We start from the raw sequence: 24964 nt of genomic DNA on the forward strand, positions 1-24964 counted from the left end.
CATGTGAGAGTAGGTCATCGTCAAGCTCTTATCCCAAACCCCCGATCGGAGAAATCCGGTCGGGGGTTTGCTTTTGCACACTTGAAAGCTGCTGTAGGCACTTGCCACCGGTATCGCTATTATTCGGGCCTCTTTTTGTTGGGGGTGGCATGAACAGGCTGTTGAGGTTACTCCAAGATGGGCGTTTTCATTCCGGGCGAGAGTTGGGTCTGGCGCTTGGTGTCAGTCGAAGCGCTGTCTGGAAGCACCTGCAGCGAATTCAGAGCGAAACGGGCCTGCCGCTTTATAGGGTTCCGGGGCGCGGTTACCGTCTCGCCGAGCCTCTATCTCTGTTTGAACACGCAAAGCTTGAGCCGCGGTTGAAGCAATACGGCTGGTCGTTAAATCTTTACGACACGATTGACTCCACGAATGCTGAGGCGCTACGCCTCTTGCCTGATAAGGGCGGTGAGCCATTTATCGTGGTCGCTGAGGCTCAGACCTCGGGACGAGGGCGGCGGGGGCGTACTTGGATTAGCCCCTTCGGGCAAAACTTGTATTGCAGTTTTGCTCTCAAGGTTGGTGGTGGCACTAAGCAGCTGGCCGGCATGAGTCTCGTGGTGGGGTTGGCGGTGATGCAAACACTGCGTCGACTAGGCGTAGAAGCCGGGCTGAAATGGCCGAATGATGTCTATGTTGACGGTCGCAAAATCGCCGGGATTTTGTTGGAGCTTACCGGTGATCCGGCGGATTTATGTCATGTGGTCATTGGTGTTGGGGTCAACGTCAATATGGTTAGCGCTGAAGGTATAGACCAGCTTTGGACCTCCATCAAAGAGCAGGTTGGAATGGTTGATCGCAACGAGTTGCTTCTGGCACTGACGGAAACACTAAAGCAGTATCTGGAGCGGCATTTCGACGAGGGGTTTTCTGCGTTGAGGGCCGAGTGGGAGGCTAGCCATATCTGGCAGGGACGCAATTGCACGCTGAGTACTGGGTCGTCTGAATACTCTGGCGTGGTGATCGGGGTAGATCTTCAGGGTGGGCTCAGAATGACGCTGGACGGCTGTGAGCATTCGTTTAGTGGTGGGGAGCTAAGCTTGAGGCTGGATCCATGATTCTTGAGCTGGATTGCGGTAACAGCTTGATCAAATGGCGGGTATTAGGTCTCGGTTCGGCGCTGATCGTTGCGCAGGGAGCTTCCGTTTCTGTCGACGAGTTGCTTGGTGAGCTGGCAGGCCTTACGGTACTGCGGGTCTCGCGTGCGAGAGTGGCAAGCGTCCGTGGTGATGACGAGACGATGAAGCTTTGCTCGCGACTCTCTGAAAAGTTAGCTGTGGAGGTCATGCGCGCCGCGCCGGCAAAAGAGCTCGCCGGAGTGATCAATGGCTACCGGGATTATGAGCGGTTGGGGATGGATCGTTGGCTGGCTATAGTCGGTGCTTTTCAGCTTTCCCGTGGTGCGCTGCTTGTGCTCGACCTGGGTACTGCTGTCACGGCCGATCTGGTGGATGCCAGCGGGGTCCATCTCGGAGGTTATATTTGTCCTGGCATATCCTTGCTTCGGCAGCAATTGCATACTCATACGCGACGTATCAGTTACAACATTGAGCAGGTAGCTGCATCGGATTATGAAACTGCGCCAGGGCGCTCGACGGCGGAAGCCGTTGAACGGGGTTGCTTGATGATGTTACGTAGCTTCGTCAGCGTCCAGATATTGCAGGCGCGCGATTATCTGGGCGACGACTTTGCCGTTTACGTCACTGGAGGTGACGCGGACCTAATTGAAAACTGCGGCCGAGTAACGCGGGTGCCGGATCTGGTTTTCCGTGGTCTGGCGATCGCTTGCCCCTAGCGTTATATAAAAGGTCGAAGCTTGCATGCGTTGGTTCTTTCTACTGTTAGTGCTGTTGAATATCTTCTTTTGGGTACAGCATCAGTATCAGGCCCCAGTGCGAGTCAAGGAGGTTACACCGCTTGATGCTTATAATCGGCCTCAACAGAATATAGCGTTGCTGAGTGAGTCCTCTCCTCCCGAGCGGCGGGCGGCATCAAGCCTGGCACCCAACGATAACTCGTGTCTCTTTCTGGGCGGCTTTGATGATGAGCCGGTCGCGGCCTCTCTAGAGCAGCGCCTTCTCAGCTTAGACGTGCAGTCCGAGATGCAGCATGTAGACATTATCGGTAGCGTAGATTACTGGGTGTATCTGCCGCCCTTAGCTTCGAGGCAAGCGTCCCTCAGGCAGCTGCGAGAATTGCAGAGCCGAAATGTGGACAGCTACATCATTACCGTTGGCGATTTGGCCAATGGTATCTCCCTGGGAATTTTCTCTCGTAAAGACTCTGCGGAAGGTGTGGTGGCGCGCCTGCGTGAAGTGGATTACGCGGCGCTGGTTCGCGAGTTACCGAGAATGCACCGTAAATACTGGGTCAGAATTGCCACGGCTAGCCGGCATCAGGTAGACGACACGACGCTGCAAGGGCTAAAAGAGGACTTTCCTACGCTTCAGCACCGGCAGATGGCCTGCACAAGCGTTGCATCTTCGGAATAGTTTGCATAGAATGGCGCCCGCTTCGCCGGCAGGGTTGAGAGAATCCGATGCGAAGCAGCTGTCAGTAAAGCTAACCTCAAGATTTATATGAGAAAATGCTTGACAGTAGGGTGGCAAGTGATGAAAATGCCGCCTCACTTTGGAGGGGTTCCCGAGCGGCCAAAGGGATCAGACTGTAAATCTGACGTCATAGACTTCGAAGGTTCGAATCCTTCCCCCTCCACCAGATTTAAGCGTAGGCTTCGGCGTCCGCGGGTATAGTTTAGTGGTAGAACCTCAGCCTTCCAAGCTGATGATGCGGGTTCGATTCCCGCTACCCGCTCCAAGTTTGATGGCTGCGATATTAGATTTGCTCATGTAGCTCAGTTGGTAGAGCACACCCTTGGTAAGGGTGAGGTCAGCGGTTCAAATCCGCTCATGAGCTCCAAACCACAAAGGCAGATATGTAAATATCTGCCTTTGTTTTAATGGTGGCGTGACTAGCTCAATTCAACGATGGGAGACGGTCTCGATGGCTAAAGAAAAGTTCGAACGTAACAAACCGCACGTCAACGTCGGCACCATTGGTCACGTCGACCATGGCAAGACCACTCTGACGGCAGCTCTGACTCGCGTGTGCTCCGAGGTTTTCGGTTCCGCTCGTGTCGACTTCGACAAGATCGATAGCGCCCCGGAAGAGAAGGCTCGTGGTATTACCATCAACACCGCTCACGTAGAGTACGACTCCAATATTCGTCACTACGCGCACGTTGATTGCCCGGGTCACGCTGACTATGTGAAGAACATGATCACCGGTGCTGCTCAGATGGACGGCGCGATCCTGGTTTGCTCGGCTGCTGACGGCCCCATGCCGCAGACTCGCGAGCACATCCTGCTGTCCCGTCAGGTAGGTGTTCCGTACATCGTCGTGTTCCTGAACAAGGCCGACATGGTCGACGACGCTGAGCTGCTCGAGCTGGTTGAGATGGAAGTTCGTGATCTGCTGTCCACCTATGACTTCCCGGGCGATGACACCCCGATCATCATCGGCTCCGCGCTGATGGCTCTGAACGGTCAAGACGACAACGAGATGGGCACCACTGCCGTCAAGAAGCTCGTCGAGACTCTGGATACTTACATCCCTGAGCCGGTTCGTGCCATCGACAAGCCGTTCCTGATGCCGATCGAAGACGTATTCTCCATCTCTGGTCGCGGTACTGTTGTGACCGGTCGTGTAGAGCGCGGTATCGTCAAGATCCAGGAAGAAATCGAGATCGTTGGTCTGCGTGATACCACCAAGACCACCTGTACCGGTGTCGAGATGTTCCGCAAGCTGCTCGACGAAGGTCGTGCTGGTGAGAACTGTGGCGTCCTGCTGCGCGGCACCAAGCGTGACGACGTGGAGCGTGGTCAGGTACTGGCCAAGCCGGGCACCATCAAGCCGCACACTAAGTTCGAAGCTGAAGTGTACGTTCTGTCCAAAGAGGAAGGTGGTCGTCACACCCCGTTCTTCAAGGGCTACCGTCCTCAGTTCTACTTCCGTACCACCGACGTAACCGGTTCGTGCGAGCTGCCGGAAGGCGTTGAGATGGTAATGCCGGGCGACAACGTGAAAATGGTTGTTACCCTGATCAAGCCGATCGCAATGGAAGATGGTCTGCGCTTCGCGATTCGCGAAGGTGGCCGTACCGTTGGTGCTGGCGTGGTTGCCAAGATCGTCGAATAACGATTGATCTGTTTGAAGCAGGTCGGCATAATAGTCGGCCTGACTCTTTCTAGGCCAGTAGCTCAATTGGCAGAGCGGCGGTCTCCAAAACCGCAGGTTGGGGGTTCGATTCCCTCCTGGCCTGCCATTTTCAATATCGAATTTGGCAGTCTTTACAAGGTTCTAGCAGATGAATATCAAAGCTGAAGCCAATGATGCGCGCTTCGATCTGGTGAAGTGGTTCGTTGTGGCTGCTTTGGTGGTTGTTGCTGTTGTTGGCAATCAATACTACTCCGCTGAGCCGATTCTTTACCGAGTCCTTGCGGTCCTTGCTGTGGGCGTAGTGGCGGCATTTGTTGCGCTGCAGACGTCCAGGGGGCGTGCCTTTGCTGTGCTGCTGAAAGAAGCGCGCGGCGAAATTCGTAAGGTTGTTTGGCCGACCCGTCAAGAAACTACCCAGACCACCTTGATTGTTGTTGTTGTTGTTCTGGTTATGGCGCTGCTGTTGTGGGGGCTCGATTCCCTGCTCGGCTGGTTGGTTTCCATGGTTGTTGGTTAAGGGTGTCTCGTGGCTAAGCGTTGGTATGTTGTGCATGCTTACTCGGGTTACGAGAAGCACGTCATGCGCTCTCTGGTTGAGCGAGTCAAGCTTGCTGGGATGGAAGAACAGTTCGGCGAGATTCTTGTTCCGACCGAAGAGGTCGTTGAGATGCGTAACGGGCAGAAGCGCAAGAGTGAGCGCAAGTTCTTCCCCGGCTACGTTCTTGTTCATATGGAAATGAATGAGGGTACTTGGCACCTCGTCAAGGATACTCCTCGCGTGATGGGCTTTATTGGTGGTACGGCGGACAAGCCGGCACCCATCACGGATAAAGAGGCTGAGGCAATCCTTCGTCGCGTTGCTGATGGTACTGATAAGCCGAAGCCTAAGACTCTCTTCGAGCCTGGTGAGGTGGTGCGCGTGGCCGATGGCCCGTTTGCGGACTTCAACGGTGTGGTCGAGGAAGTAAACTATGAAAAGAGCAGGATTCAGGTCGCTGTCCTGATCTTTGGTCGCTCTACGCCAGTAGAGCTGGAGTTCAGTCAGGTCGAGAAGGTTTAACTGAGCGAAGCATCCCACACCCCGCAGCTTCAGGCTGCGGGGTTTTGTCGTCACCGGGATAAATAAGCAATGGGGAGCCGCAAGGCGTTATAACCCGTAACGGAGTGAATATGGCTAAGAAGATTCAAGCTTACATCAAGCTTCAGGTAAAGGCCGGTCAGGCTAACCCGTCGCCGCCCGTAGGCCCTGCTCTGGGTCAGCACGGCGTCAATATTATGGAGTTCTGCAAGGCGTTCAACGCCAGGACTCAGGGTCAAGAGCCCGGTCTGCCGACTCCGGTGATCATCACCGTATACAGTGATCGCAGCTTCACTTTTGAGACCAAAAGTACTCCTGCGGCAGTGCTTTTGAAAAAGGCTGCTGGCATCACCAGTGGTTCCGCTCGCCCCAATACTCAGAAGGTCGGCACCGTTACTCGTGCGCAGTTGGAAGAGATCGCCAAAACCAAGCAGGCTGATCTGACTGCTGCCGAAATGGAAGCTGCCGTTCGAACCATCGCTGGTTCGGCTCGCAGCATGGGCCTGAACGTGGAGGGTGTGTAATGGCTAAGTTGACCAAGCGCCAGAAAGCTATCGCCGAGAAAGTCGAAGCCGGTAAGCAGTATGCGTTCGAGGATGCCGCTAAATTGCTGGCAGAGGTGTCCGCAGTTAAGTTCGCTGAATCGTTCGATATCGCCATCAATCTAGGTGTCGACCCGCGTAAATCCGATCAGGTCGTTCGCGGCGCAACGGTTCTGCCTAATGGCACTGGCAAAACTGTTCGTGTGGCCGTGTTTACTCAAGGCCCGGGCGCTGAAGCTGCGCTGGCAGCCGGCGCCGATCGCGTTGGTATGGATGACCTGGCTGCCGAAATGAAAGGTGGCGACCTCAACTATGACGTGGTCATCGCGTCGCCAGACGCCATGCGCGTTGTTGGTCAGTTGGGTCAGATCCTTGGGCCGCGCGGTCTGATGCCGAACCCGAAGGTAGGTACCGTGACTCCGGACGTCGCTACCGCAGTCAAGAATGCCAAAGCCGGTCAGGTGCGTTTCCGTACCGACAAGAACGGCATCATCCACACTTCCGTGGGTAAGGTTGGTTTCGAGGCTGGTCAGCTGAAGCAAAACGTTGAGGCGCTGCTTTCCGACCTTAAGCGTCTTAAGCCCTCGACCTCGAAAGGTATTTATGTCAAGCGCGTGACCCTGAGCACCACCATGGGTCCGGGACTGGTCATCGATCAGGCTTCCCTGGAAGCGTAAGACAGTACCGCTTCGCTTGCGGGGCGGTTTGCAAGATTGGGGTCCCTGCCTGGCGGGGGCTATCCAAGACCGTAGGCGGCGAAAGCCTTAAACCAAAAGCCTACGCAGAGGTGCTCCCGATTCGTACCGAATCAGACACCAAATCCAGTCCGGTTTCGACCGGATGAAACGGTAACATCCAGGAGTGTAACCCGTGGCAATCAAACTCGAAGACAAGAAGGCCATCGTCGCTGAAGTCAACGAGGCTGCCAAAGCCGCCCTGTCCGCTGTCGTGGCTGATGCCCGTGGCGTGACCGTGGGGGCCATGACCGGACTCCGTAAAGAGGCCCGCGAAGCAGGCGTTTACGTACGTGTCGTACGTAACACTCTGCTGCGCCGCGCTGTTGATGGCACTCAGTTTGAAGTGCTCAACGACGTGTTCAAAGGCCCGACCCTTATTGCTTTCTCCAACGAACATCCGGGCGCTGCTGCTCGCATCTTCAAGGAGTTCTCCAAGGGTCAGGACAAGTTCGAGATCAAGGCCGCTGCGTTCGAGGGGCAGTTCCTCGCAGCCAATCAGATCGACGTGCTGGCAACTCTGCCGACCTACGACGAAGCCATTTCTCAGCTGATGAGCGTCATTCAAGGCGCTACCAGCAAGTTGGCTCGTACACTGGCGGCGGTTCGCGACCAGAAGGAAGCTGCTGCCGCTTAAGCGTGCAGTTTCTCTCGAAATCACTTTTTGAATTAGATGGCCGCAGGCCGTCACCTTAATACAGGAACTAGAGTCATGGCTCTGACCAACGAAGATATCATCAACGCCGTTTCCGAAATGTCCGTGATGCAGGTTGTTGAACTGATCAAGGCAATGGAAGAGAAGTTCGGTGTGACCGCTGCTGCTGCCACAGTCGCTGCTGCTGGTCCGGCTGCCGCTGCTGCTGAAGAGCAAACCGAGTTCACCATCGTCCTGACCGAAACCGGCGACAAGAAGGTCAACGTGATCAAGGCTGTTCGCGAACTGACTGGTCTGGGCCTGAAAGAAGCCAAGGCTGTTGTTGACGGCGCCCCGGGCGTAGTCAAGGAAGGCGTCTCGAAAGAAGAAGCCGAAGCAGCCAAGAAGGCTCTGGAAGAAGCAGGCGCCAAAGTCGAGCTTAAGTAAGCGACGACCTTGCGTCTACAGCCCGAGCGACTCGCAAAAGGCTGATGGCTGGTGGCTCTTGCCACCGGCCTTTTTCCGTTATAGCTGCTTGGCGTTCGCCGGGCATCGATGATGGGAATACCGCTCTGTAAGAGCGGTGCGAATCATGGGATTCGCAAGATTTTCTGGCTGCTCCCGTCGGGAGAAGCCAAACAAGCAGGTGACCAAGCTGGGGAACGCTGATGGCTTACTCATACACTGAGAAAAAACGAATCCGCAAGGACTTTAGCAAGTTACCGCACGTTATGGACGTGCCGTATCTTTTGGCCATCCAGCTGGATTCGTACCGCGAATTCCTGCAGGCGGGAGCGACCAAAGATCAGTTCCGCGACATTGGCTTGCATGCAGCCTTCAAATCCGTTTTCCCGATCATTAGCTATTCCGGCAATGCAGCGCTGGAATACGTCGGCTATCGCCTGGGCGAGCCGGCGTTCGATGTCAAGGAATGTGTCCTGCGTGGCGTGACTTTCGCCGTTCCGCTGCGAGTCAAGGTGCGCCTGATCATTTTCGACAAAGAATCGTCGAACAAGGCCATCAAGGACATCAAGGAACAGGAAGTCTACATGGGGGAAATCCCCCTGATGACCGAGAACGGTACCTTTATCATCAACGGTACCGAGCGCGTTATTGTCTCCCAGTTGCACCGCTCGCCGGGCGTGTTCTTCGATCACGACCGTGGCAAGACCCACAGCTCGGGCAAGTTGCTGTATTCCGCTCGCATCATTCCTTACCGCGGCTCCTGGCTGGACTTCGAGTTCGATCCGAAGGACGCCGTCTTCGTCCGTATTGACCGTCGCCGCAAGCTGCCGGCTTCGGTCCTTTTGCGCGCGCTGAATTACAGCACCGAAGAAATTCTGGACGCCTTCTACGACACCAATATCTTCCACGTGAAGGGCGAAAGTCTTGCGTTGGAGTTGGTGCCGCAACGGCTGCGTGGCGAGATCGCGACTTTCGACATCAAGGATGAGAGCGGCAAGGTCATCGTCGAGCAGGGGCGTCGTATCACTGCGCGTCACATCAATCAGCTCGATAAGTCTGGCATCAAAGAGCTCGAGATGCCGATGGACTACGTGCTGGGTCGTACCGTGGCCAAGGCCATCGTGCATCCGGCGACCGGCGAGATCATTGCCGAGTGCAACACTGAGCTGACCGTCGATGCGCTTGCGAAGATCGTCAAAGCGCAGGTTGTTCGCTTCGAGACGTTGTACACCAACGATATCGACTGCGGTCCGTTCATCAGTGACACGCTGAAGATCGATAGCACCACCAATCAACTGGAAGCGCTGGTCGAGATCTATCGCATGATGCGTCCTGGCGAGCCGCCAACCAAGGATGCTGCCGAGACGCTGTTCAACAATCTGTTCTTCGCCTCGGAGCGCTACGATCTTTCCGCTGTTGGCCGGATGAAGTTCAATCGTCGTATCGGGCGTACCGAGATCGAAGGATCTGGCGTACTGAGCCGTGAAGACATCGTTGCGGTGCTCAAGACGCTAGTCGACATTCGTAACGGCAAGGGTATCGTCGATGACATCGATCACCTGGGCAACCGCCGTGTCCGTTGTGTCGGTGAGATGGCTGAGAATCAGTTCCGTGTAGGCCTAGTGCGCGTAGAGCGTGCGGTCAAGGAACGTCTGTCGATGGCTGAAAGTGAAGGCCTGATGCCGCAGGATCTCATCAACGCCAAGCCGGTTGCAGCGGCGGTGAAGGAGTTCTTCGGTTCCAGTCAGCTCTCGCAGTTCATGGACCAGAACAACCCGCTCTCCGAGATCACGCACAAGCGTCGCGTTTCCGCACTCGGCCCGGGTGGTCTGACCCGTGAACGCGCCGGCTTCGAAGTGCGTGACGTACACCCGACCCATTACGGTCGTGTGTGCCCGATCGAAACGCCAGAAGGCCCGAACATCGGTCTGATCAACTCGCTGGCCGCTTATGCCCGCACCAACCAGTACGGCTTCCTGGAAAGCCCGTACCGCGTGGTCAAGGAGGGTGAAGTTACCGACGAGATCGTGTTCCTCTCGGCGATCGAAGAGGCCGATCACGTAATCGCTCAGGCCAGCGCCAAGCTGGAAGGCCTCAAGCTGGTCGACGAATTGGTTGCTGTGCGTCACCTCAACGAATTCACCGTCAAGGCCCCTGAAGACGTTACGTTGATGGACGTTTCGCCGAAGCAGGTCGTATCCGTCGCTGCCTCGCTGATTCCTTTCCTCGAGCACGATGACGCCAACCGCGCCCTGATGGGTTCGAACATGCAGCGTCAGGCAGTGCCGACACTGCGCTCGGACAAGCCTCTGGTCGGAACTGGGATGGAGCGCAACGTAGCGCGCGACTCCGGCGTCTGCGTAGTTGCTCGTCGTGGTGGTGTGATCGATTCGGTCGACGCTAGCCGTGTGGTCGTACGAGTGCATGATGCTGAGGTCGAGACCGGTGAGGCGGGTGTCGACATCTACAACCTGACCAAGTACACCCGGTCCAACCAGAACACCTGCATCAACCAGCGTCCGCTGGTTCGCAAGGGTGACGTGGTGGAGCGTGGCGATATCATGGCCGACGGTCCTTCCACCGATATGGGCGAGCTGGCGCTCGGGCAGAACATGCGCGTCGCGTTCATGCCGTGGAACGGCTACAACTTCGAAGACTCCATCCTTCTGTCGGAGCGTGTGGTTCAGGAAGATCGCTTCACGACTATCCATATCCAGGAACTGACCTGCGTGTCCCGTGACACCAAGCTCGGCCCAGAGGAAATCACCGCGGACATCCCGAATGTGGGTGAAGCTGCGCTGAACAAGCTGGACGAGGCGGGCATTGTCTACGTCGGCGCCGAAGTCGGCCCTGGCGATATTCTGGTCGGCAAGGTCACTCCGAAAGGCGAGACCCAGCTGACCCCAGAAGAGAAGCTGCTGCGCGCGATCTTCGGTGAGAAGGCGTCCGATGTGAAGGACACCTCCCTGCGCGTGCCAACGGGCACCAAAGGTACCGTTATCGATGTTCAGGTATTCATTCGTGACGGCGTAGAGCGCGACTCTCGTGCGCTGGCCATCGAGAAGATGCAGCTCGACGAGATCCGCAAGGACCTCAACGAGGAGTTCCGCATCGTCGAAGGTGCTACCTTCGAGCGCTTGCGCTCGGCTCTGGTCGGCGCGACCGCCGAGGGCGGTGCTGGCCTGAAGAAGGGCGCGGTAATCACTGACGAGATCCTTGACGGTCTCGAGCACGGTCAGTGGTTCAAGCTGCGCATGGCGGAAGACCCGCTAAACGAGCAGTTGGAAAAGGCCCAAGCCTACCTCTCCGACCGCCGCCAGCTGCTCGACGACAAGTTCGAAGACAAGAAGCGCAAGCTGCAGCAGGGTGATGACCTCGCACCGGGCGTACTGAAGATCGTCAAGGTCTACCTGGCAATCAAGCGTCGCATCCAGCCGGGTGACAAGATGGCTGGTCGTCACGGTAACAAGGGTGTCGTCTCGGTAATCATGCCGGTAGAAGACATGCCGCATGATGCCAACGGGACGCCGGTCGACATCGTGCTCAACCCGCTGGGCGTACCGTCGCGTATGAACGTCGGTCAGATCCTCGAAACCCACCTGGGCCTCGCGGCCAAGGGCCTGGGCGAGAAAATCAACCTGATGCTCGAAGAGCAGCGCAAGGTTGCCGAACTGCGCAAGTTCCTGCACGAGATCTACAACGAGATCGGTGGTCGTCAGGAAAATCTGGATGACCTGAGCGATCAGGAAGTGCTGGACCTGGCGAACAACCTGCGTAAAGGCGTGCCGATGGCGACTCCGGTATTCGACGGAGCCAAGGAACGCGAGATCAAGGCCATGCTGAAGCTGGCCGATCTGCCGGAAAGCGGTCAGATGCAGCTGTTCGACGGTCGTACCGGTAACAAGTTCGAGCGCACCACCACGGTCGGCTACATGTACATGCTCAAGCTGAACCACCTGGTCGACGACAAGATGCACGCGCGTTCCACCGGTTCCTACAGCCTGGTTACCCAGCAGCCGCTGGGTGGTAAGGCTCAGTTCGGCGGTCAGCGCTTCGGGGAGATGGAGGTCTGGGCACTGGAAGCCTATGGCGCCGCGTACACCCTGCAGGAAATGCTCACGGTCAAGTCGGACGACGTGAACGGGCGGACCAAGATGTACAAGAACATCGTGGACGGCGATCACCGTATGGAAGCCGGCATGCCGGAATCCTTCAACGTGTTGATCAAAGAGATCCGCTCGCTCGGTATCGATATCGATCTGGAAACCGAATAACCACGCACCGCCTACGCGGTGCCCGGCACTGGCCGGGTGCCGCAGGTCCGTGAGGAGGAAAGGCCTTGAAAGACTTGCTGAATCTGCTGAAAAACCAGGGTCAAATCGAAGAGTTCGATGCCATCAAGATTGCCCTGGCATCCCCCGAGATGATCCGTTCCTGGTCCTTCGGTGAAGTTAAAAAACCGGAAACCATCAATTACCGCACGTTCAAGCCGGAGCGTGACGGCCTGTTCTGCGCCAAGATCTTTGGCCCAGTCAAGGATTACGAGTGCCTGTGCGGCAAGTACAAGCGCCTCAAGCATCGTGGTGTGATCTGCGAAAAGTGCGGCGTGGAAGTTGCGCTGGCCAAGGTGCGCCGCGAGCGCATGGCACACATCGAGCTGGCTTCGCCGGTTGCCCACATCTGGTTCCTGAAGTCGCTGCCGTCCCGTATCGGCCTGCTGCTGGACATGACCCTGCGCGATATCGAGCGCGTGCTCTATTTCGAGAGCTACGTGGTCATCGACCCGGGCATGACTACCTTGGAAAAGGGTCAACTGCTGAATGACGAGCAGTACTTCGAGGCACTCGAAGAGTTCGGTGACGACTTCGACGCCCGCATGGGCGCTGAAGCCGTGCGCGAGCTGTTGATCCAGATCGACCTGGAGCACGAAATCGGTCGCCTGCGCGAAGAAATCCCGCAGACCAACTCCGAAACCAAGATCAAGAAGCTCTCCAAGCGTCTGAAGCTGATGGAGGCCTTCCATGGCTCGGGCAACCTGCCGGAGTGGATGATCCTCACCGTGCTGCCGGTACTGCCGCCGGATTTGCGTCCGCTGGTTCCGCTGGATGGCGGTCGCTTCGCGACCTCGGATCTCAACGATCTGTATCGCCGCGTGATCAACCGTAACAACCGTCTGAAGCGTCTGCTCGACCTGTCGGCGCCGGATATCATCGTGCGCAACGAAAAGCGCATGCTGCAAGAGGCCGTTGACGCGCTGCTGGATAACGGCCGCCGTGGTCGTGCCATCACCGGTTCCAACAAGCGTCCGCTGAAGTCCCTGGCTGACATGATCAAGGGTAAGCAGGGTCGCTTCCGTCAGAACCTGCTCGGCAAGCGCGTGGACTATTCCGGTCGTTCCGTGATCACCGTGGGCCCGACCCTGCGTCTGCACCAGTGCGGTCTGCCGAAAAAGATGGCTCTCGAGCTGTTCAAGCCATTCATTTTTGGCAAGCTCGAAATGCGCGGCATGGCCACCACCATCAAGGCGGCCAAGAAGATGGTCGAGCGCGAGCTGCCCGAGGTCTGGGACGTTCTCGCTGAGGTGATTCGCGAGCACCCCGTACTGCTCAACCGTGCGCCGACCCTACACCGTCTTGGTATCCAGGCGTTCGAGCCGGTTCTGATCGAAGGCAAGGCTATCCAGCTGCACCCGCTAGTCTGCGCGGCATACAACGCCGACTTCGATGGTGACCAGATGGCTGTACACGTGCCGCTGACGCTGGAAGCCCAGCTGGAAGCGCGCGCGCTGATGATGTCGACGAACAACATCCTCTCGCCAGCAAACGGTGAGCCGATCATCGTTCCGTCGCAGGACGTGGTTTTGGGTCTGTATTACATGACCCGTGAAGCCATCAACGCGAAAGGCGAAGGTCGCGTATTCGCTGACCTGCAGGAAGTTGACCGGGTTTTCCGCGGCGGTGAAGCCTCGCTGCATGCTCGCGTAAAAGTGCGCATTAACGAAGTGATCAAAGATCGCGACGGCACCATCACCAAGAACACCCGTATCGTCGATACCACCGTCGGTCGTGCGCTACTGTTCCAGATCGTTCCTGCCGGTCTGGCGTTCGATGTGGTCAACCAGCCGATGAAGAAAAAGGCGATCTCCAAACTGATCAACTTGTGCTATCGCACCGTTGGCCTGAAGGACACCGTCATCTTCGCCGACCAGCTGATGTACACCGGCTTCGCTTACTCCACCATTTCCGGCGTCTCGATCGGCGTGAACGACTTTGTCATTCCGGATGAGAAGGCGCGCATCATTGATGCGGCTACTGAAGAAGTGAAGGAGATCGAAAGCCAGTACGCATCCGGCCTGGTGACCCAGGGTGAGAAGTACAACAAGGTGATCGACCTCTGGTCCAAGGCCAACGACGAAGTGTCCAAGGCGATGATGGCTAACCTCTCCAAGGAGAAGGTCATCGATCGTGATGGTAACGAAGCCGAGCAGGACTCGTTCAACTCGATGTACATGATGGCTGACTCCGGTGCGCGGGGTTCCGCTGCCCAGATTCGTCAGCTGGCCGGTATGCGTGGCCTGATGGCCAAGCCGGACGGCTCCATCATCGAGACGCCGATTACCGCTAACTTCCGTGAAGGTCTGAACGTACTCCAGTACTTCATCTCTACTCACGGCGCGCGTAAAGGTCTGGCGGATACCGCGCTGAAAACTGCGAACTCCGGTTACCTGACCCGTCGTCTGGTCGATGTCGCGCAGGATCTGGTCGTTACCGAAGTGGATTGCGGTACTGAGCAGGGCCTGTTCATGACCCCGCACATCGAAGGCGGTGACGTTGTCGAGCCGCTGGGTGAGCGCGTTCTCGGTCGCGTGATTGCGCGTGACGTGCTCAAGCCGGGCACTGACGATGTGCTGGTGCCGGCCGGCACCCTGGTTGACGAGCAGTGGGTTGACTTCATCGAGCTCAACAGCATCGACGAAGTGGTTGTGCGTTCGCCGATTTCGTGCGAAACCCGCTACGGTATCTGCGCGAAGTGCTACGGCCGTGATCTGGCCCGGGGACATCAGGTCAACATCGGTGAGGCAGTGGGCGTTATCGCCGCTCAGTCCATCGGTGAGCCGGGTACACAGCTGACCATGCGTACGTTCCACATCGGTGGTGCTGCGAGCCGAACTTCGGCCGTTGACAACGTCATGGTTAAGAACGGTGGCACCATTCGCCTGCATAACCTGAAGCACGTAGAGCGTGCAGATGGGGCGCTGGTCGCGGTATCTCGCTCCGGTGAGCTGGCGGTTGCCGACGACTTCGGTCGTGAGCGCGAGCGCTACAAGCTGCCGTACGGTGCGGTGATTTCGGTGAAAGAAGGCGACAAGGTCGACGCTGGCGCGGTGGTTGCCAAGTGGGATCCGCACACTCACCCGATCGTCACCGAAATGAAGGGTGTTGTAACGTTCGTAGGCATGGAAGAGAACATCACCATCAAGCGTCAGACCGACGAGCTCACTGGTCTGACTAACATCGAGGTGATGGATCCGAAAGATCGTCCGGCGTCGGGCAAGGATATCCGTCCTGCGATCAAGATGGTCGACTCCAATGGCAAGGAACTGCTGCTGCCAGGTACCGACGTACCGGCCCAGTACTTCCTGCCCGCTAACGCGTTGGTGGGTGTGGCTGACGGTGCCGAGATCAACGTGGGTGACGTTATTGCACGTATCCCGCAGGAAACCTCGAAGACCCGCGATATTACCGGTGGTCTGCCGCGCGTTGCCGACTTGTTCGAGGCGCGCCGTCCGAAAGAGCCGTCCATTCTGGCGGAAATCAGCGGTACGATTTCCTTCGGTAAGGAAACCAAGGGCAAGCGTCGTCTGGTGATTACGCCTACCGACGGTAGCGATCCGTATGAGGAGCTGATTCCGAAGTGGCGCCACCTCAACGTCTTCGAAGGCGAGCAGGTGAACAAGGGCGAGGTCATCTCTGATGGCCCGAGCAACCCTCATGACATCCTTCGTCTCTTGGGTGTCAGTGCGCTGGCTAAGTACATCGTCAATGAAATTCAGGACGTGTACCGCCTGCAAGGCGTGAAGATCAACGACAAGCACATCGAGACCATCCTGCGGCAAATGCTGCGCAAGGTTGAGATCAGTGAGTCGGGCGATTCCAGCTTCATCAAGGGTGACCAGATGGAGCTGACCCAGGTATTGGAGGAAAACGAGCGTTTGAGCGACGACGACAAGTTCGTCTCCAAGTACGTCCGCGTTCTTCTGGGTATCACCAAGGCATCGTTGTCGACCGAGTCGTTCATTTCTGCGGCGTCGTTCCAGGAAACAACGCGCGTTCTGACCGAGGCTGCCGTTACTGGCAAGCGCGATTATCTGCGCGGTCTCAAGGAAAACGTAGTCGTGGGTCGCCTGATTCCAGCTGGTACGGGCCTGCAGTATCACAGCGAGCGTAAGCGCAAGCGTGAAGCCGACAAGCCCGTTCGGGTGAGCGCTGATGAGGTCGAAGCAGCTCTGACCGAGGCGTTGAACTCCAGCGGTAACTAAAGTGCTTGGCCTCGGTTACAAGCCGGGGCCTGCCTTGACGGTGGGCGAGAAGCTCTTTAGACTCTCGTACCCCTAATTTGGCGGGGCTTCGTGCCCTGCCATTTTTCGTTTGTGTCGAAAGACAACAGTGGAGCTAGTAGATGGCAACTATCAACCAGCTGGTACGTCAGCCGCGTAAGCGGGTCGTCGAGAAAAGCGACGTCCCTGCGCTGCAAAACTGCCCGCAACGTCGTGGCGTGTGCACTCGTGTGTACACCACCACGCCGAAGAAACCGAACTCTGCACTTCGTAAGGTTTGCCGCGTTCGTCTAACCAATGGCTATGAAGTCGCTTCCTATATCGGCGGTGAAGGCCACAACCTGCAAGAACACAGCGTAGTGCTGATCCGTGGCGGTCGTGTAAAGGACCTTCCGGGTGTGCGTTACCACACCGTGCGCGGTTCGCTGGATACCTCCGGCGTTAAAGATCGTAAGCAGGGTCGTTCCAAGTACGGCGCCAAGCGTCCGAAGTAAGCAGTTTTTCTATTTATTTGAGTCGATAAGAGTAAGGTCGGGCGTAACCTGCGCGTTACTGTTCCGAGCTAACCTGAAGACCGTTTGAGGGCTTATCAATGCCAAGACGTCGTGTAGCAGCCAAGCGCGAGATCCTTGACGATCCGAAGTACGGAAGTCTGATCCTGGCCAAGTTCATGAACCACGTGATGGAGAGCGGCAAGAAAGCCGTTGCCGAGCGTATTGTTTATGGTGCATTGGACAAGGTGAAGGAGCGCAAGAATAGCGATCCCCTGGAAATCTTCGAAAAAGCACTCGATGCCATCGCTCCGCTGGTCGAAGTTAAATCCCGCCGTGTAGGTGGTGCTACCTACCAGGTTCCGGTCGAAGTTCGCCCTTCCCGTCGCAATGCTCTGGCCATGCGTTGGCTGGTCGACGCAGCGCGCAAGCGCGGCGAGAAATCCATGGCGCTGCGCCTCGCTGGCGAGCTGATGGATGCTTTTGAAGGTAAAGGCGCTGCAGTCAAGAAGCGCGAAGATGTGCACCGTATGGCTGAAGCCAACAAGGCCTTCTCGCACTACCGCTTCTAATCAAGCGCAACTTTTACGAGGACCTAATTGTGGCCCGTACTACCCCTATTAATCGCTACCGTAACATTGGTATCTGTGCCCACGTCGACGCGGGCAAGACCACCACCACGGAGCGGATTCTGTTTTACACCGGCCTCAGCCATAAAATGGGTGAAGTGCATGACGGTGCGGCGACTACTGACTGGATGGTGCAGGAGCAGGAGCGTGGTATTACCATTACCTCTGCTGCTGTAACGACCTTTTGGCAGGGTTCGCGCGGTCAGTATGACAACTATCGCGTCAACGTCATCGATACCCCTGGTCACGTCGACTTCACCATTGAGGTGGAGCGCTCGCTCCGCGTTCTCGATGGCGCCGTAGTCGTTTTCTGTGGTACTTCGGGTGTTGAGCCGCAGTCGGAAACCGTATGGCGTCAAGCCAACAAGTACGGCGTTCCACGTATCGTCTACGTCAACAAGATGGATCGCGCCGGCGCTGACTTCCTGCGCGTTGTTGGGCAGATCAAGAATCGCCTTGGTCACACCCCGGTGCCGATTCAGCTCGCTATTGGTGCAGAAGAGAACTTCGAAGGTCAGATTGATCTGATCAAGATGAAGGCCATCTACTGGAACGATGACGACAAGGGTACTTCTTACCGTGAGGAAGAAATCCCGGCCGAGCTTCAGGATCTGGCGGATGAGTGGCGCTCGAACATGGTCGAGTCGGCTGCTGAAGCCAACGAAGAGCTGATGAACAAGTACCTCGAGGGTGGCGAGCTGACTGTCGAGGAAATCAAGGCAGGTCTGCGCGCGCGCACTCTGGCTGGTGAAATCGTTCCTGCGGTCTGCGGTTCGTCCTTCAAGAACAAGGGCGTGCCTCTGGTTCTCGATGCGGTTATCGAATTCCTGCCTGCTCCGACTGAGATTCCTGCTATCCAGGGTGTTCATCCCGATAGCACGGAAGAGAACGAGATCAAGGATGAGCGTCACGCTGACGACAATGAGCCGTTCTCGGCTCTGGCCTTCAAGATTGCCACCGACCCGTTCGTTGGTACGCTGACCTTCGTTCGCGTGTATTCGGGTGTCCTGAATTCCGGTGACTCTGTCATCAACTCGGTCAAAGGCAAGAAAGAGCGCGTTGGCCGTATGGTGCAAATGCACGCTAACCAGCGTGAAGAGATCAAGGAAGTGCGCGCGGGCGACATCGCTGCTCTGATTGGTATGAAGGATGTCACCACTGGTGAGACCCTTTGTGATGCAGATAAGCCGATCATTCTCGAGCGCATGGATTTCCCGGAGCCGGTTATTTCGGTTGCAGTTGAGCCAAAAACCAAGGCTGACCAGGAGAAGATGGGTATCGCATTGGGCAAGCTTGCTCAGGAAGATCCGTCGTTCCGCGTCAAAACCGACGAGGAAACCGGTCAGACCATCATCTCGGGTATGGGTGAGTTGCACCTGGACATCCTCGTCGATCGCATGCGTCGCGAGTTCAATGTCGAGGCCAATATTGGCAAGCCTCAGGTTTCGTACCGCGAGAAGATCACCAAGAACTGCGAAATCGAAGGTAAGTTCGTTCGTCAGTCCGGTGGTCGTGGCCAGTTTGGTCATTGCTGGATTCGCTTCGCGCCCGCGGACGAAGGTCAGGAAGGTCTGGTATTCGTCAATGAGGTAGTGGGTGGTGTGGTTCCGAAGGAATACATCCCAGCTATCCAGAAGGGTATCGAAGAGCAGATGAAGAACGGCGTTGTTGCCGGCTATCCGCTCATTGGCTTGAAAGCAACCGTATTTGACGGTTCCTACCATGACGTCGACTCCAACGAGATGGCGTTCAAGGTGGCGGCTTCCATGGCGACCAAGCAGCTGGCCCAGAAGGGCGGTGGTGTTGTGCTTGAGCCGATCATGAAAGTAGAAGTGGTAACCCCTGAGGACTACATGGGTGACGTGATGGGTGACCTGAATCGTCGTCGTGGTCTGATCCAGGGTATGGAAGATACGGTCACTGGTAAGGTGATCCGTGCCGAGGTTCCGCTGGGTGAGATGTTCGGATATGCGACCGACGTTCGGTCCATGTCCCAGGGTCGCGCAAGCTACTCCATGGAATTCTCCAAATACTCCGAGGCTCCGTCGAATATCGTCGAAGCACTGGTTAAAAAACAAGGTTGATTCAGCCCTTTAAGTAAGAGGTTTACTGTCGTGGCTAAGGAAAAGTTCGAACGTAACAAACCGCACGTCAACGTCGGCACCATTGGTCACGTCGACCATGGCAAGACCACTCTGACGGCAGCTCTGACTCGCGTGTGCTCCGAGGTTTTCGGTTCCGCTCGTGTCGACTTCGACAAGATCGATAGCGCCCCGGAAGAGAAGGCTCGTGGTATTACCATCAACACCGCTCACGTAGAGTACGACTCCAATATTCGTCACTACGCGCACGTTGATTGCCCGGGTCACGCTGACTATGTGAAGAACATGATCACCGGTGCTGCTCAGATGGACGGCGCGATCCTGGTTTGCTCGGCTGCTGACGGCCCCATGCCGCAGACTCGCGAGCACATCCTGCTGTCCCGTCAGGTAGGTGTTCCGTACATCGTCGTGTTCCTGAACAAGGCCGACATGGTTGACGACGCTGAGCTGCTCGAGCTGGTCGAGATGGAAGTTCGTGATCTGCTGTCCACCTATGACTTCCCGGGCGACGACACCCCGATCATCATCGGCTCCGCGCTGATGGCTCTGAACGGTCAAGACGACAACGAGATGGGCACCACTGCCGTCAAGAAGCTCGTCGAGACCCTGGATACTTACATCCCTGAGCCGGTTCGTGCCATCGACAAGCCGTTCCTGATGCCGATCGAAGACGTGTTCTCCATCTCTGGCCGCGGTACTGTTGTGACCGGTCGTGTAGAGCGCGGTATCGTCAAGATCCAGGAAGAAATCGAGATCGTTGGTCTGCGTGATACCACCAAGACCACCTGTACCGGTGTCGAGATGTTCCGCAAGCTGCTCGACGAAGGTCGTGCTGGTGAGAACTGTGGCGTCCTGCTGCGCGGCACCAAGCGTGACGACGTGGAGCGTGGTCAGGTACTGGCCAAGCCGGGCACCATCAAGCCGCACACTAAGTTCGAAGCTGAAGTGTACGTTCTGTCCAAAGAAGAAGGTGGTCGTCACACCCCGTTCTTCAAGGGCTACCGTCCTCAGTTCTACTTCCGTACCACCGACGTAACCGGTTCGTGCGAACTGCCGGAAGGCGTTGAGATGGTAATGCCGGGCGACAACGTGAAAATGGTTGTTACCCTGATCAAGCCGATCGCAATGGAAGATGGTCTGCGCTTCGCAATTCGCGAAGGTGGCCGTACCGTTGGTGCTGGCGTGGTTGCCAAGATCGTCGAATAATATTTGACGATGATGAAAAAGGCCCCCTCGGGGGCCTTTTTCTATTGTTGATCATTTATTGACACCCTCTGAGCGCATCCGTACAATTGCGCCTCCTTTTACCGGGGGTATTGCGCCTGGTAGGGTGGCTACTTGGAGTCTGAGGTCAAAATGCAAAACCAACAAATCCGTATTCGGTTGAAGGCTTTTGACCATCGCCTGATCGATCAATCAACCCAGGAAATCGTGGAAACCGCGAAACGTACTGGTGCTCAGGTGCGTGGTCCGATTCCGCTGCCAACCCGCAAAGAGCGGTTCACTGTGCTGGTTTCTCCGCACGTCAACAAAGACGCGCGCGATCAGTATGAAATTCGAACCCATAAGCGTGTGCTGGACATTGTTCAGCCGACCGACAAGACCGTCGATGCGCTGATGAAGCTCGATCTTGCGGCTGGTGTGGAAGTGCAGATCAGCCTCGGCTAAAACCTGAGAGTTTTAGTCGTGTAACGCTCTGAAATGGGCGGCCATAGCGGGTGAAAGCCCCGTACACTCAAGAGGTTACAACATGACTATTGGTGTAGTCGGTCGTAAATGCGGCATGACCCGCGTTTTCACCGAGGATGGTGTCTCTATTCCGGTTACGGTCATTGAGATCGAGCCGAATCGCGTCACCCAATTCAAGAATGAAGAGAGCGATGGCTATCGTGCAGTGCAGGTTACTGTCGGTGAGCGTCGCGCGTCCCGTGTTACCAAGGCTCAGGCTGGTCACTTCGCGAAGGCGAATGTAGCTGCTGGTCGCGGCGTCTGGGAATTCCGCCTTGATGGCGAGGAGTTCCAGGTTGGTGACCAGATCAATGCTGAGATTTTCCAGGCAGGACAAATGGTGGATGTCACCGGTCAGTCCAAGGGTAAAGGCTTTGCCGGTACCATCAAGCGCTGGAACTTTCGTGGTCAGGACAATACCCACGGTAACTCCGTATCCCACCGCGTCCCGGGCTCTATCGGTCAGTGCCAGACTCCAGGTCGTGTATTCAAGGGCAAGAAGATGTCCGGGCACATGGGCGCCGAGCGCGTAACCGTGCAGTCTCTGGAAATCGTGCGTGTCGATGCTGAGCGGAATCTGCTGTTGGTGAAGGGCGCAGTGCCCGGCGCCACTGGTAGTGACGTGCTCGTGCGTCCGGCCGCCAAGGCTCGCGGTTAAGGGGGAGTTCACATGCAATTGAATGTAAATGGCGCACAGGCCATCGAAGTCTCCGATCGTACCTTTGGTGGCGATTACAACGAGACGCTGGTGCACCAGGCAGTCGTAGCCTACATGGCTGGCGGTCGTCAGGGTAGCAAGCAGCAGAAGACCCGTTCCGATGTCTCCGGTGGTGGCAAGCGTCCGTGGCGTCAGAAAGGTACCGGCCGTGCTCGTGCTGGTACCACTCGTGGTCCGATCTGGCGTGGCGGTGGTGTTACCTTTGCTGCTCGTCCGCAGAACCATGAGCAGAAACTCAACAAGAAGATGTATCGCGCTGCAATGCGCTCCATTCTTGCTGAGCTGGTTCGCTCCGAGCGCCTGGTTGTCGTAGAAGATTTCGCCGTCGATGCCCCAAAGACCAAGGTGCTTGCTAGCAAGCTCAATGGTATGGGTCTGAGCGACGTGCTGATCGTTTCCGATGCTGTCGATCAGAACCTGTACCTCGCTGCGCGCAACCTGCCGCATGTCGATGTACGTGACGTCCAGGGTTCCGATCCGGTTAGCCTGATCGCCTATGACAAGGTGTTGATCACCGTGTCGGCTGTGAAGAAATTCGAGGAGCTGCTGGGATGAACCAGGAACGCGTATTCAAAGTCCTGCTTGGTCCGCACGTCTCTGAGAAGGCTACCGTGCTGGCTGACAGCAAGAAGCAATTCGTTTTCAAGGTTGCGACTGACGCAACCAAGCTGGAAATCAAGAAGGCTGTCGAAAGCCTGTTCGACGTGAAGGTCGCCGCTGTCAACACTCTGAATGTTCAGGGTAAGACCAAGCGCACCGCTCGCGGTCTGGGCAAGCGCAACGACTGGAAGAAGGCGTACATCGCTCTTCAGCCAGGCCAGGATCTCGATTTCTCCGGCAGTGCTGAGTAAGGAAGGGGTGCATCATGGCAATTGTTAAATGCAAACCGACTTCCGCGGGCCGCCGTTTTGTGGTCAAGGTGGTCAATCAGGAGCTGCACAAAGGCGCTCCTTACGCACCGCTGCTCGAGAAGAAGTCGAAGACTGGCGGCCGTAACAACAACGGTCGTATCACCACTCGCCATATCGGTGGTGGTCATAAGCAGCACTATCGTCTGGTCGATTTTCGTCGCAACAAGGATGGCATTCCTGCCATCGTTGAGCGTATCGAATACGATCCGAACCGTACTGCGCACATCGCGTTGCTGAAGTATGCCGACGGTGAGCGTCGCTACATCATCGCGCCGAAAGGTGTAAGCGCTGGCGATCAGCTGGTCTCGGGCATTAATGCTCCGATCAAGGCTGGTAACAGTCTGCCGCTGCGCAACATTCCGCTGGGTTCTACCGTCCACGGTGTTGAGCTCAAGCCGGGCAAGGGTGCCCAGATCGCTCGCTCCGCTGGTGCTTCGGCTCAGCTGGTTGCTCGCGAGGGTTCCTACGTGACGCTGCGTCTGCGCTCCGGCGAGATGCGCAAAGTGTTGGCCGAGTGCCGCGCGACCCTGGGTGAAGTCTCGAACTCCGAGCATAGCCTGCGTTCGTTGGGTAAGGCTGGTGCCAAGCGCTGGAAGGGCATTCGTCCTACCGTTCGTGGTGTCGCGATGAACCCGGTCGATCACCCACACGGTGGTGGTGAAGGTCGTACCTCCGGTGGTCGTCATCCGGTGTCGCCATGGGGCTTCCCGACTAAGGGCGCGAAGACCCGCACTAACAAGCGCACCGATAACATGATCGTCCGTCGTCGCAAGTAACTAGAGGGATACGACAGTGCCGCGTTCTCTGAAAAAAGGTCCTTTTATCGATCTTCACCTATTGAAGAAGGTCGAAGTGGCGGTGGAAAAGAACGATCGCAAGCCGGTTAAAACCTGGTCGCGTCGCTCCATGATCCTGCCACAAATGGTCGGTCTGACCATCGCTGTACATAACGGTCGTCAACATGTTCCGGTTCTTGTGAACGAAGACATGGTCGGCCATAAACTCGGCGAGTTCGCTGGTACCCGCACCTATCGCGGGCACGTAGCGGACAAGAAAGGCAAGCGCTAAGGGGTAAGGAAAGATGGAAGTAGCCGCTAAGTTGTCGGGCGCTCGCATCTCCGCCCAGAAAGCCCGCCTGGTCGCCGACCAGATCCGCGGGAAGAAGGTGGGCGAAGCGCTCAACCTCCTGGCTTTCAGTAGCAAGAAAGCCGCCGAGATCATGAAAAAAGTGCTGGAGTCGGCCGTTGCCAACGCCGAGCACAACGAAGGCGCCGATGTGGATGATCTCAAGGTCTCCACAGTCTTCGTCAACGAAGGGCGTTCGCTTAAGCGCATCATGCCGCGTGCCAAAGGCCGCGCTGATCGCATCGTCAAGCGGTCTTGCCATATCACTGTCAAGGTTGCGGACAAGTAACGGAGTCGATCAGATGGGTCAGAAAGTACATCCCACTGGCATTCGCCTGGGAATCGTCAAGGAGCACACCTCCGTCTGGTACGCAGACGGCCGTACGTATGCAGATTATCTGCTTGCAGATCTGAACGTGCGTGAGTACCTCCAAGACAAATTAAAAAGCGCGTCCGTAAGCCGTATCGATATCCATCGCCCGGCTCAAACCGCACGCATCACCATCCATACCGCTCGTCCCGGCATCGTTATCGGGAAGAAGGGTGAGGATGTTGAGAAGCTGCGTCAGGACCTGACCAAGCAAATGGGTGTGCCGGTGCACATCAACATTGAAGAGATCCGCAAGCCGGAGCTCGACGCCATGCTGGTTGCACAGAGCGTAGCTCAGCAGCTGGAGCGTCGCGTAATGTTCCGTCGCGCCATGAAGCGCGCCGTGCAGAACGCCATGCGTATTGGTGCCAAAGGCATCAAAATCCAGGTCAGTGGTCGTCTGGGTGGGGCTGAAATCGCCCGTACCGAGTGGTATCGCGAAGGTCGTGTGCCTCTGCACACACTGCGTGCCGATATCGATTACAACACTTACGAAGCGCACACCACTTACGGTGTGATCGGCGTGAAGGTGTGGATCTTCAAAGGCGAAGTGATTGGTGGTCGCCATGAAGAGCTCAAGCCTCAAGCGCCTGCTCCTCGTAAAAAAGCTGCTAAGTAAGGGG

General features: G+C 56.7%; 24 protein-coding genes and 4 tRNA genes. All 28 read left to right on the forward strand.

The window, feature by feature from the left end; all coding sequences use genetic code 11:
- Nucleotides 1-149: 149 nt before the first annotated feature.
- The 28 genes from birA to rpsC all read left to right on the forward strand — a co-directional run bounded on the left by birA (nucleotide 150) and on the right by rpsC (nucleotide 24960).
- Nucleotides 150-1097: a bifunctional biotin--[acetyl-CoA-carboxylase] ligase/biotin operon repressor BirA gene (gene birA / locus AAEZ08_RS16400; RefSeq protein ID WP_500124706.1), complete on the forward strand. Its 948-nt coding sequence runs from the start codon at nucleotides 150-152 to the stop codon at nucleotides 1095-1097.
- Entirely contained in the window at nucleotides 1094-1834 is a 741-nt protein-coding gene (locus AAEZ08_RS16405; protein WP_500124707.1) for a type III pantothenate kinase, read from the forward strand. The genes birA and AAEZ08_RS16405 overlap by 4 nt, the downstream gene beginning before the upstream one ends.
- A 25-nt stretch (nucleotides 1835-1859) precedes the next feature.
- Nucleotides 1860-2531 (forward strand): SPOR domain-containing protein, encoded by a 672-nt coding sequence (locus AAEZ08_RS16410; RefSeq protein WP_500124708.1) that lies wholly within the window; start codon nucleotides 1860-1862, stop codon nucleotides 2529-2531.
- Nucleotides 2532-2672: 141 nt separating this feature from the next.
- Nucleotides 2673-2757, forward strand: a tRNA-Tyr gene (locus tag AAEZ08_RS16415).
- A 25-nt stretch (nucleotides 2758-2782) separates the two neighbouring features.
- Nucleotides 2783-2856: transfer RNA gene (locus AAEZ08_RS16420), tRNA-Gly, on the forward strand.
- Nucleotides 2857-2882: 26 nt separating this feature from the next.
- Nucleotides 2883-2958, forward strand: a tRNA-Thr gene (locus AAEZ08_RS16425).
- A gap of 84 nt (nucleotides 2959-3042) precedes the next feature.
- On the forward strand, nucleotides 3043-4236 hold the full coding sequence (gene tuf, locus AAEZ08_RS16430) for an elongation factor Tu (protein ID WP_015278291.1): 1194 nt from the start codon (nucleotides 3043-3045) through the stop codon (nucleotides 4234-4236).
- Between the two features lie 51 nt (nucleotides 4237-4287).
- Nucleotides 4288-4363, forward strand: a tRNA-Trp gene (locus AAEZ08_RS16435).
- A gap of 42 nt (nucleotides 4364-4405) precedes the next feature.
- Nucleotides 4406-4774 (forward strand): preprotein translocase subunit SecE, encoded by a 369-nt coding sequence (secE, locus tag AAEZ08_RS16440; RefSeq protein WP_058063738.1) that lies wholly within the window; start codon nucleotides 4406-4408, stop codon nucleotides 4772-4774.
- 9 nt (nucleotides 4775-4783) lie between these two features.
- The gene (gene nusG, locus AAEZ08_RS16445; RefSeq protein WP_003280816.1) at nucleotides 4784-5317 is read left to right on the forward strand and encodes a transcription termination/antitermination protein NusG; all 534 of its coding nucleotides are present in this window, start codon (nucleotides 4784-4786) and stop codon (nucleotides 5315-5317) included.
- Between the two features lie 110 nt (nucleotides 5318-5427).
- Nucleotides 5428-5859, forward strand: coding sequence for a 50S ribosomal protein L11 (gene rplK / locus AAEZ08_RS16450; protein ID WP_003280820.1), 432 nt, complete (start codon nucleotides 5428-5430; stop codon nucleotides 5857-5859).
- Nucleotides 5859-6554, forward strand: coding sequence for a 50S ribosomal protein L1 (rplA, locus tag AAEZ08_RS16455; protein ID WP_003280822.1), 696 nt, complete (start codon nucleotides 5859-5861; stop codon nucleotides 6552-6554). Before rplK ends, rplA begins: the two co-directional genes overlap by 1 nt.
- A 193-nt stretch (nucleotides 6555-6747) precedes the next feature.
- Entirely contained in the window at nucleotides 6748-7248 is a 501-nt protein-coding gene (gene rplJ, locus AAEZ08_RS16460) for a 50S ribosomal protein L10 (protein WP_003280824.1), read from the forward strand.
- 75 nt (nucleotides 7249-7323) lie between these two features.
- Nucleotides 7324-7692, forward strand: a complete 369-nt coding sequence (rplL, locus tag AAEZ08_RS16465) for a 50S ribosomal protein L7/L12 (protein WP_003280825.1) — start codon at nucleotides 7324-7326, stop codon at nucleotides 7690-7692.
- 221 nt (nucleotides 7693-7913) lie between these two features.
- Nucleotides 7914-11984 carry a DNA-directed RNA polymerase subunit beta gene (gene rpoB, locus AAEZ08_RS16470; protein ID WP_003280827.1) on the forward strand — a complete coding sequence of 1357 codons (4071 nt, stop codon included), beginning with the start codon at nucleotides 7914-7916 and terminating at the stop codon, nucleotides 11982-11984.
- A gap of 65 nt (nucleotides 11985-12049) precedes the next feature.
- Nucleotides 12050-16249: a DNA-directed RNA polymerase subunit beta' gene (gene rpoC / locus AAEZ08_RS16475; protein WP_003280829.1), complete on the forward strand. Its 4200-nt coding sequence runs from the start codon at nucleotides 12050-12052 to the stop codon at nucleotides 16247-16249.
- Between the two features lie 140 nt (nucleotides 16250-16389).
- Entirely contained in the window at nucleotides 16390-16761 is a 372-nt protein-coding gene (gene rpsL, locus AAEZ08_RS16480; protein ID WP_003280832.1) for a 30S ribosomal protein S12, read from the forward strand.
- 98 nt (nucleotides 16762-16859) lie between these two features.
- Complete coding sequence (rpsG, locus tag AAEZ08_RS16485; RefSeq protein WP_003280834.1) at nucleotides 16860-17330, forward strand: 30S ribosomal protein S7; 471 nt, start codon at nucleotides 16860-16862, stop codon at nucleotides 17328-17330.
- Nucleotides 17331-17359: 29 nt separating this feature from the next.
- Nucleotides 17360-19471 (forward strand): elongation factor G, encoded by a 2112-nt coding sequence (gene fusA, locus AAEZ08_RS16490; protein ID WP_003280836.1) that lies wholly within the window; start codon nucleotides 17360-17362, stop codon nucleotides 19469-19471.
- Nucleotides 19472-19501: 30 nt separating this feature from the next.
- Nucleotides 19502-20695 (forward strand): elongation factor Tu, encoded by a 1194-nt coding sequence (gene tuf, locus AAEZ08_RS16495; RefSeq protein ID WP_015278291.1) that lies wholly within the window; start codon nucleotides 19502-19504, stop codon nucleotides 20693-20695.
- A gap of 150 nt (nucleotides 20696-20845) precedes the next feature.
- Nucleotides 20846-21157 carry a 30S ribosomal protein S10 gene (gene rpsJ, locus AAEZ08_RS16500; protein WP_003186070.1) on the forward strand — a complete coding sequence of 104 codons (312 nt, stop codon included), beginning with the start codon at nucleotides 20846-20848 and terminating at the stop codon, nucleotides 21155-21157.
- Nucleotides 21158-21239: 82 nt separating this feature from the next.
- Complete coding sequence (rplC, locus tag AAEZ08_RS16505; protein ID WP_003281846.1) at nucleotides 21240-21875, forward strand: 50S ribosomal protein L3; 636 nt, start codon at nucleotides 21240-21242, stop codon at nucleotides 21873-21875.
- A gap of 12 nt (nucleotides 21876-21887) precedes the next feature.
- Nucleotides 21888-22490 (forward strand): 50S ribosomal protein L4, encoded by a 603-nt coding sequence (rplD, locus tag AAEZ08_RS16510; RefSeq protein ID WP_003281844.1) that lies wholly within the window; start codon nucleotides 21888-21890, stop codon nucleotides 22488-22490.
- Entirely contained in the window at nucleotides 22487-22786 is a 300-nt protein-coding gene (rplW, locus tag AAEZ08_RS16515; protein WP_003281842.1) for a 50S ribosomal protein L23, read from the forward strand. The genes rplD and rplW overlap by 4 nt, the downstream gene beginning before the upstream one ends.
- Before the next feature lie 14 nt (nucleotides 22787-22800).
- Nucleotides 22801-23622 carry a 50S ribosomal protein L2 gene (gene rplB, locus AAEZ08_RS16520; RefSeq protein ID WP_003281841.1) on the forward strand — a complete coding sequence of 274 codons (822 nt, stop codon included), beginning with the start codon at nucleotides 22801-22803 and terminating at the stop codon, nucleotides 23620-23622.
- 16 nt (nucleotides 23623-23638) lie between these two features.
- Nucleotides 23639-23914, forward strand: a complete 276-nt coding sequence (rpsS, locus tag AAEZ08_RS16525; RefSeq protein ID WP_003281840.1) for a 30S ribosomal protein S19 — start codon at nucleotides 23639-23641, stop codon at nucleotides 23912-23914.
- Between the two features lie 13 nt (nucleotides 23915-23927).
- Nucleotides 23928-24260 (forward strand): 50S ribosomal protein L22, encoded by a 333-nt coding sequence (gene rplV / locus AAEZ08_RS16530; protein WP_003103908.1) that lies wholly within the window; start codon nucleotides 23928-23930, stop codon nucleotides 24258-24260.
- A gap of 13 nt (nucleotides 24261-24273) precedes the next feature.
- Nucleotides 24274-24960 (forward strand): 30S ribosomal protein S3, encoded by a 687-nt coding sequence (gene rpsC, locus AAEZ08_RS16535; RefSeq protein ID WP_003289210.1) that lies wholly within the window; start codon nucleotides 24274-24276, stop codon nucleotides 24958-24960.
- Nucleotides 24961-24964: the final 4 nt, after the last annotated feature.

Origin of the sequence: Pseudomonas sp. E45-MNA-CIBAN-0222 (assembly GCF_040310405.1) — a bacterium.
GTDB lineage: Bacteria > Pseudomonadota > Gammaproteobacteria > Pseudomonadales > Pseudomonadaceae > Stutzerimonas > Stutzerimonas stutzeri_AC.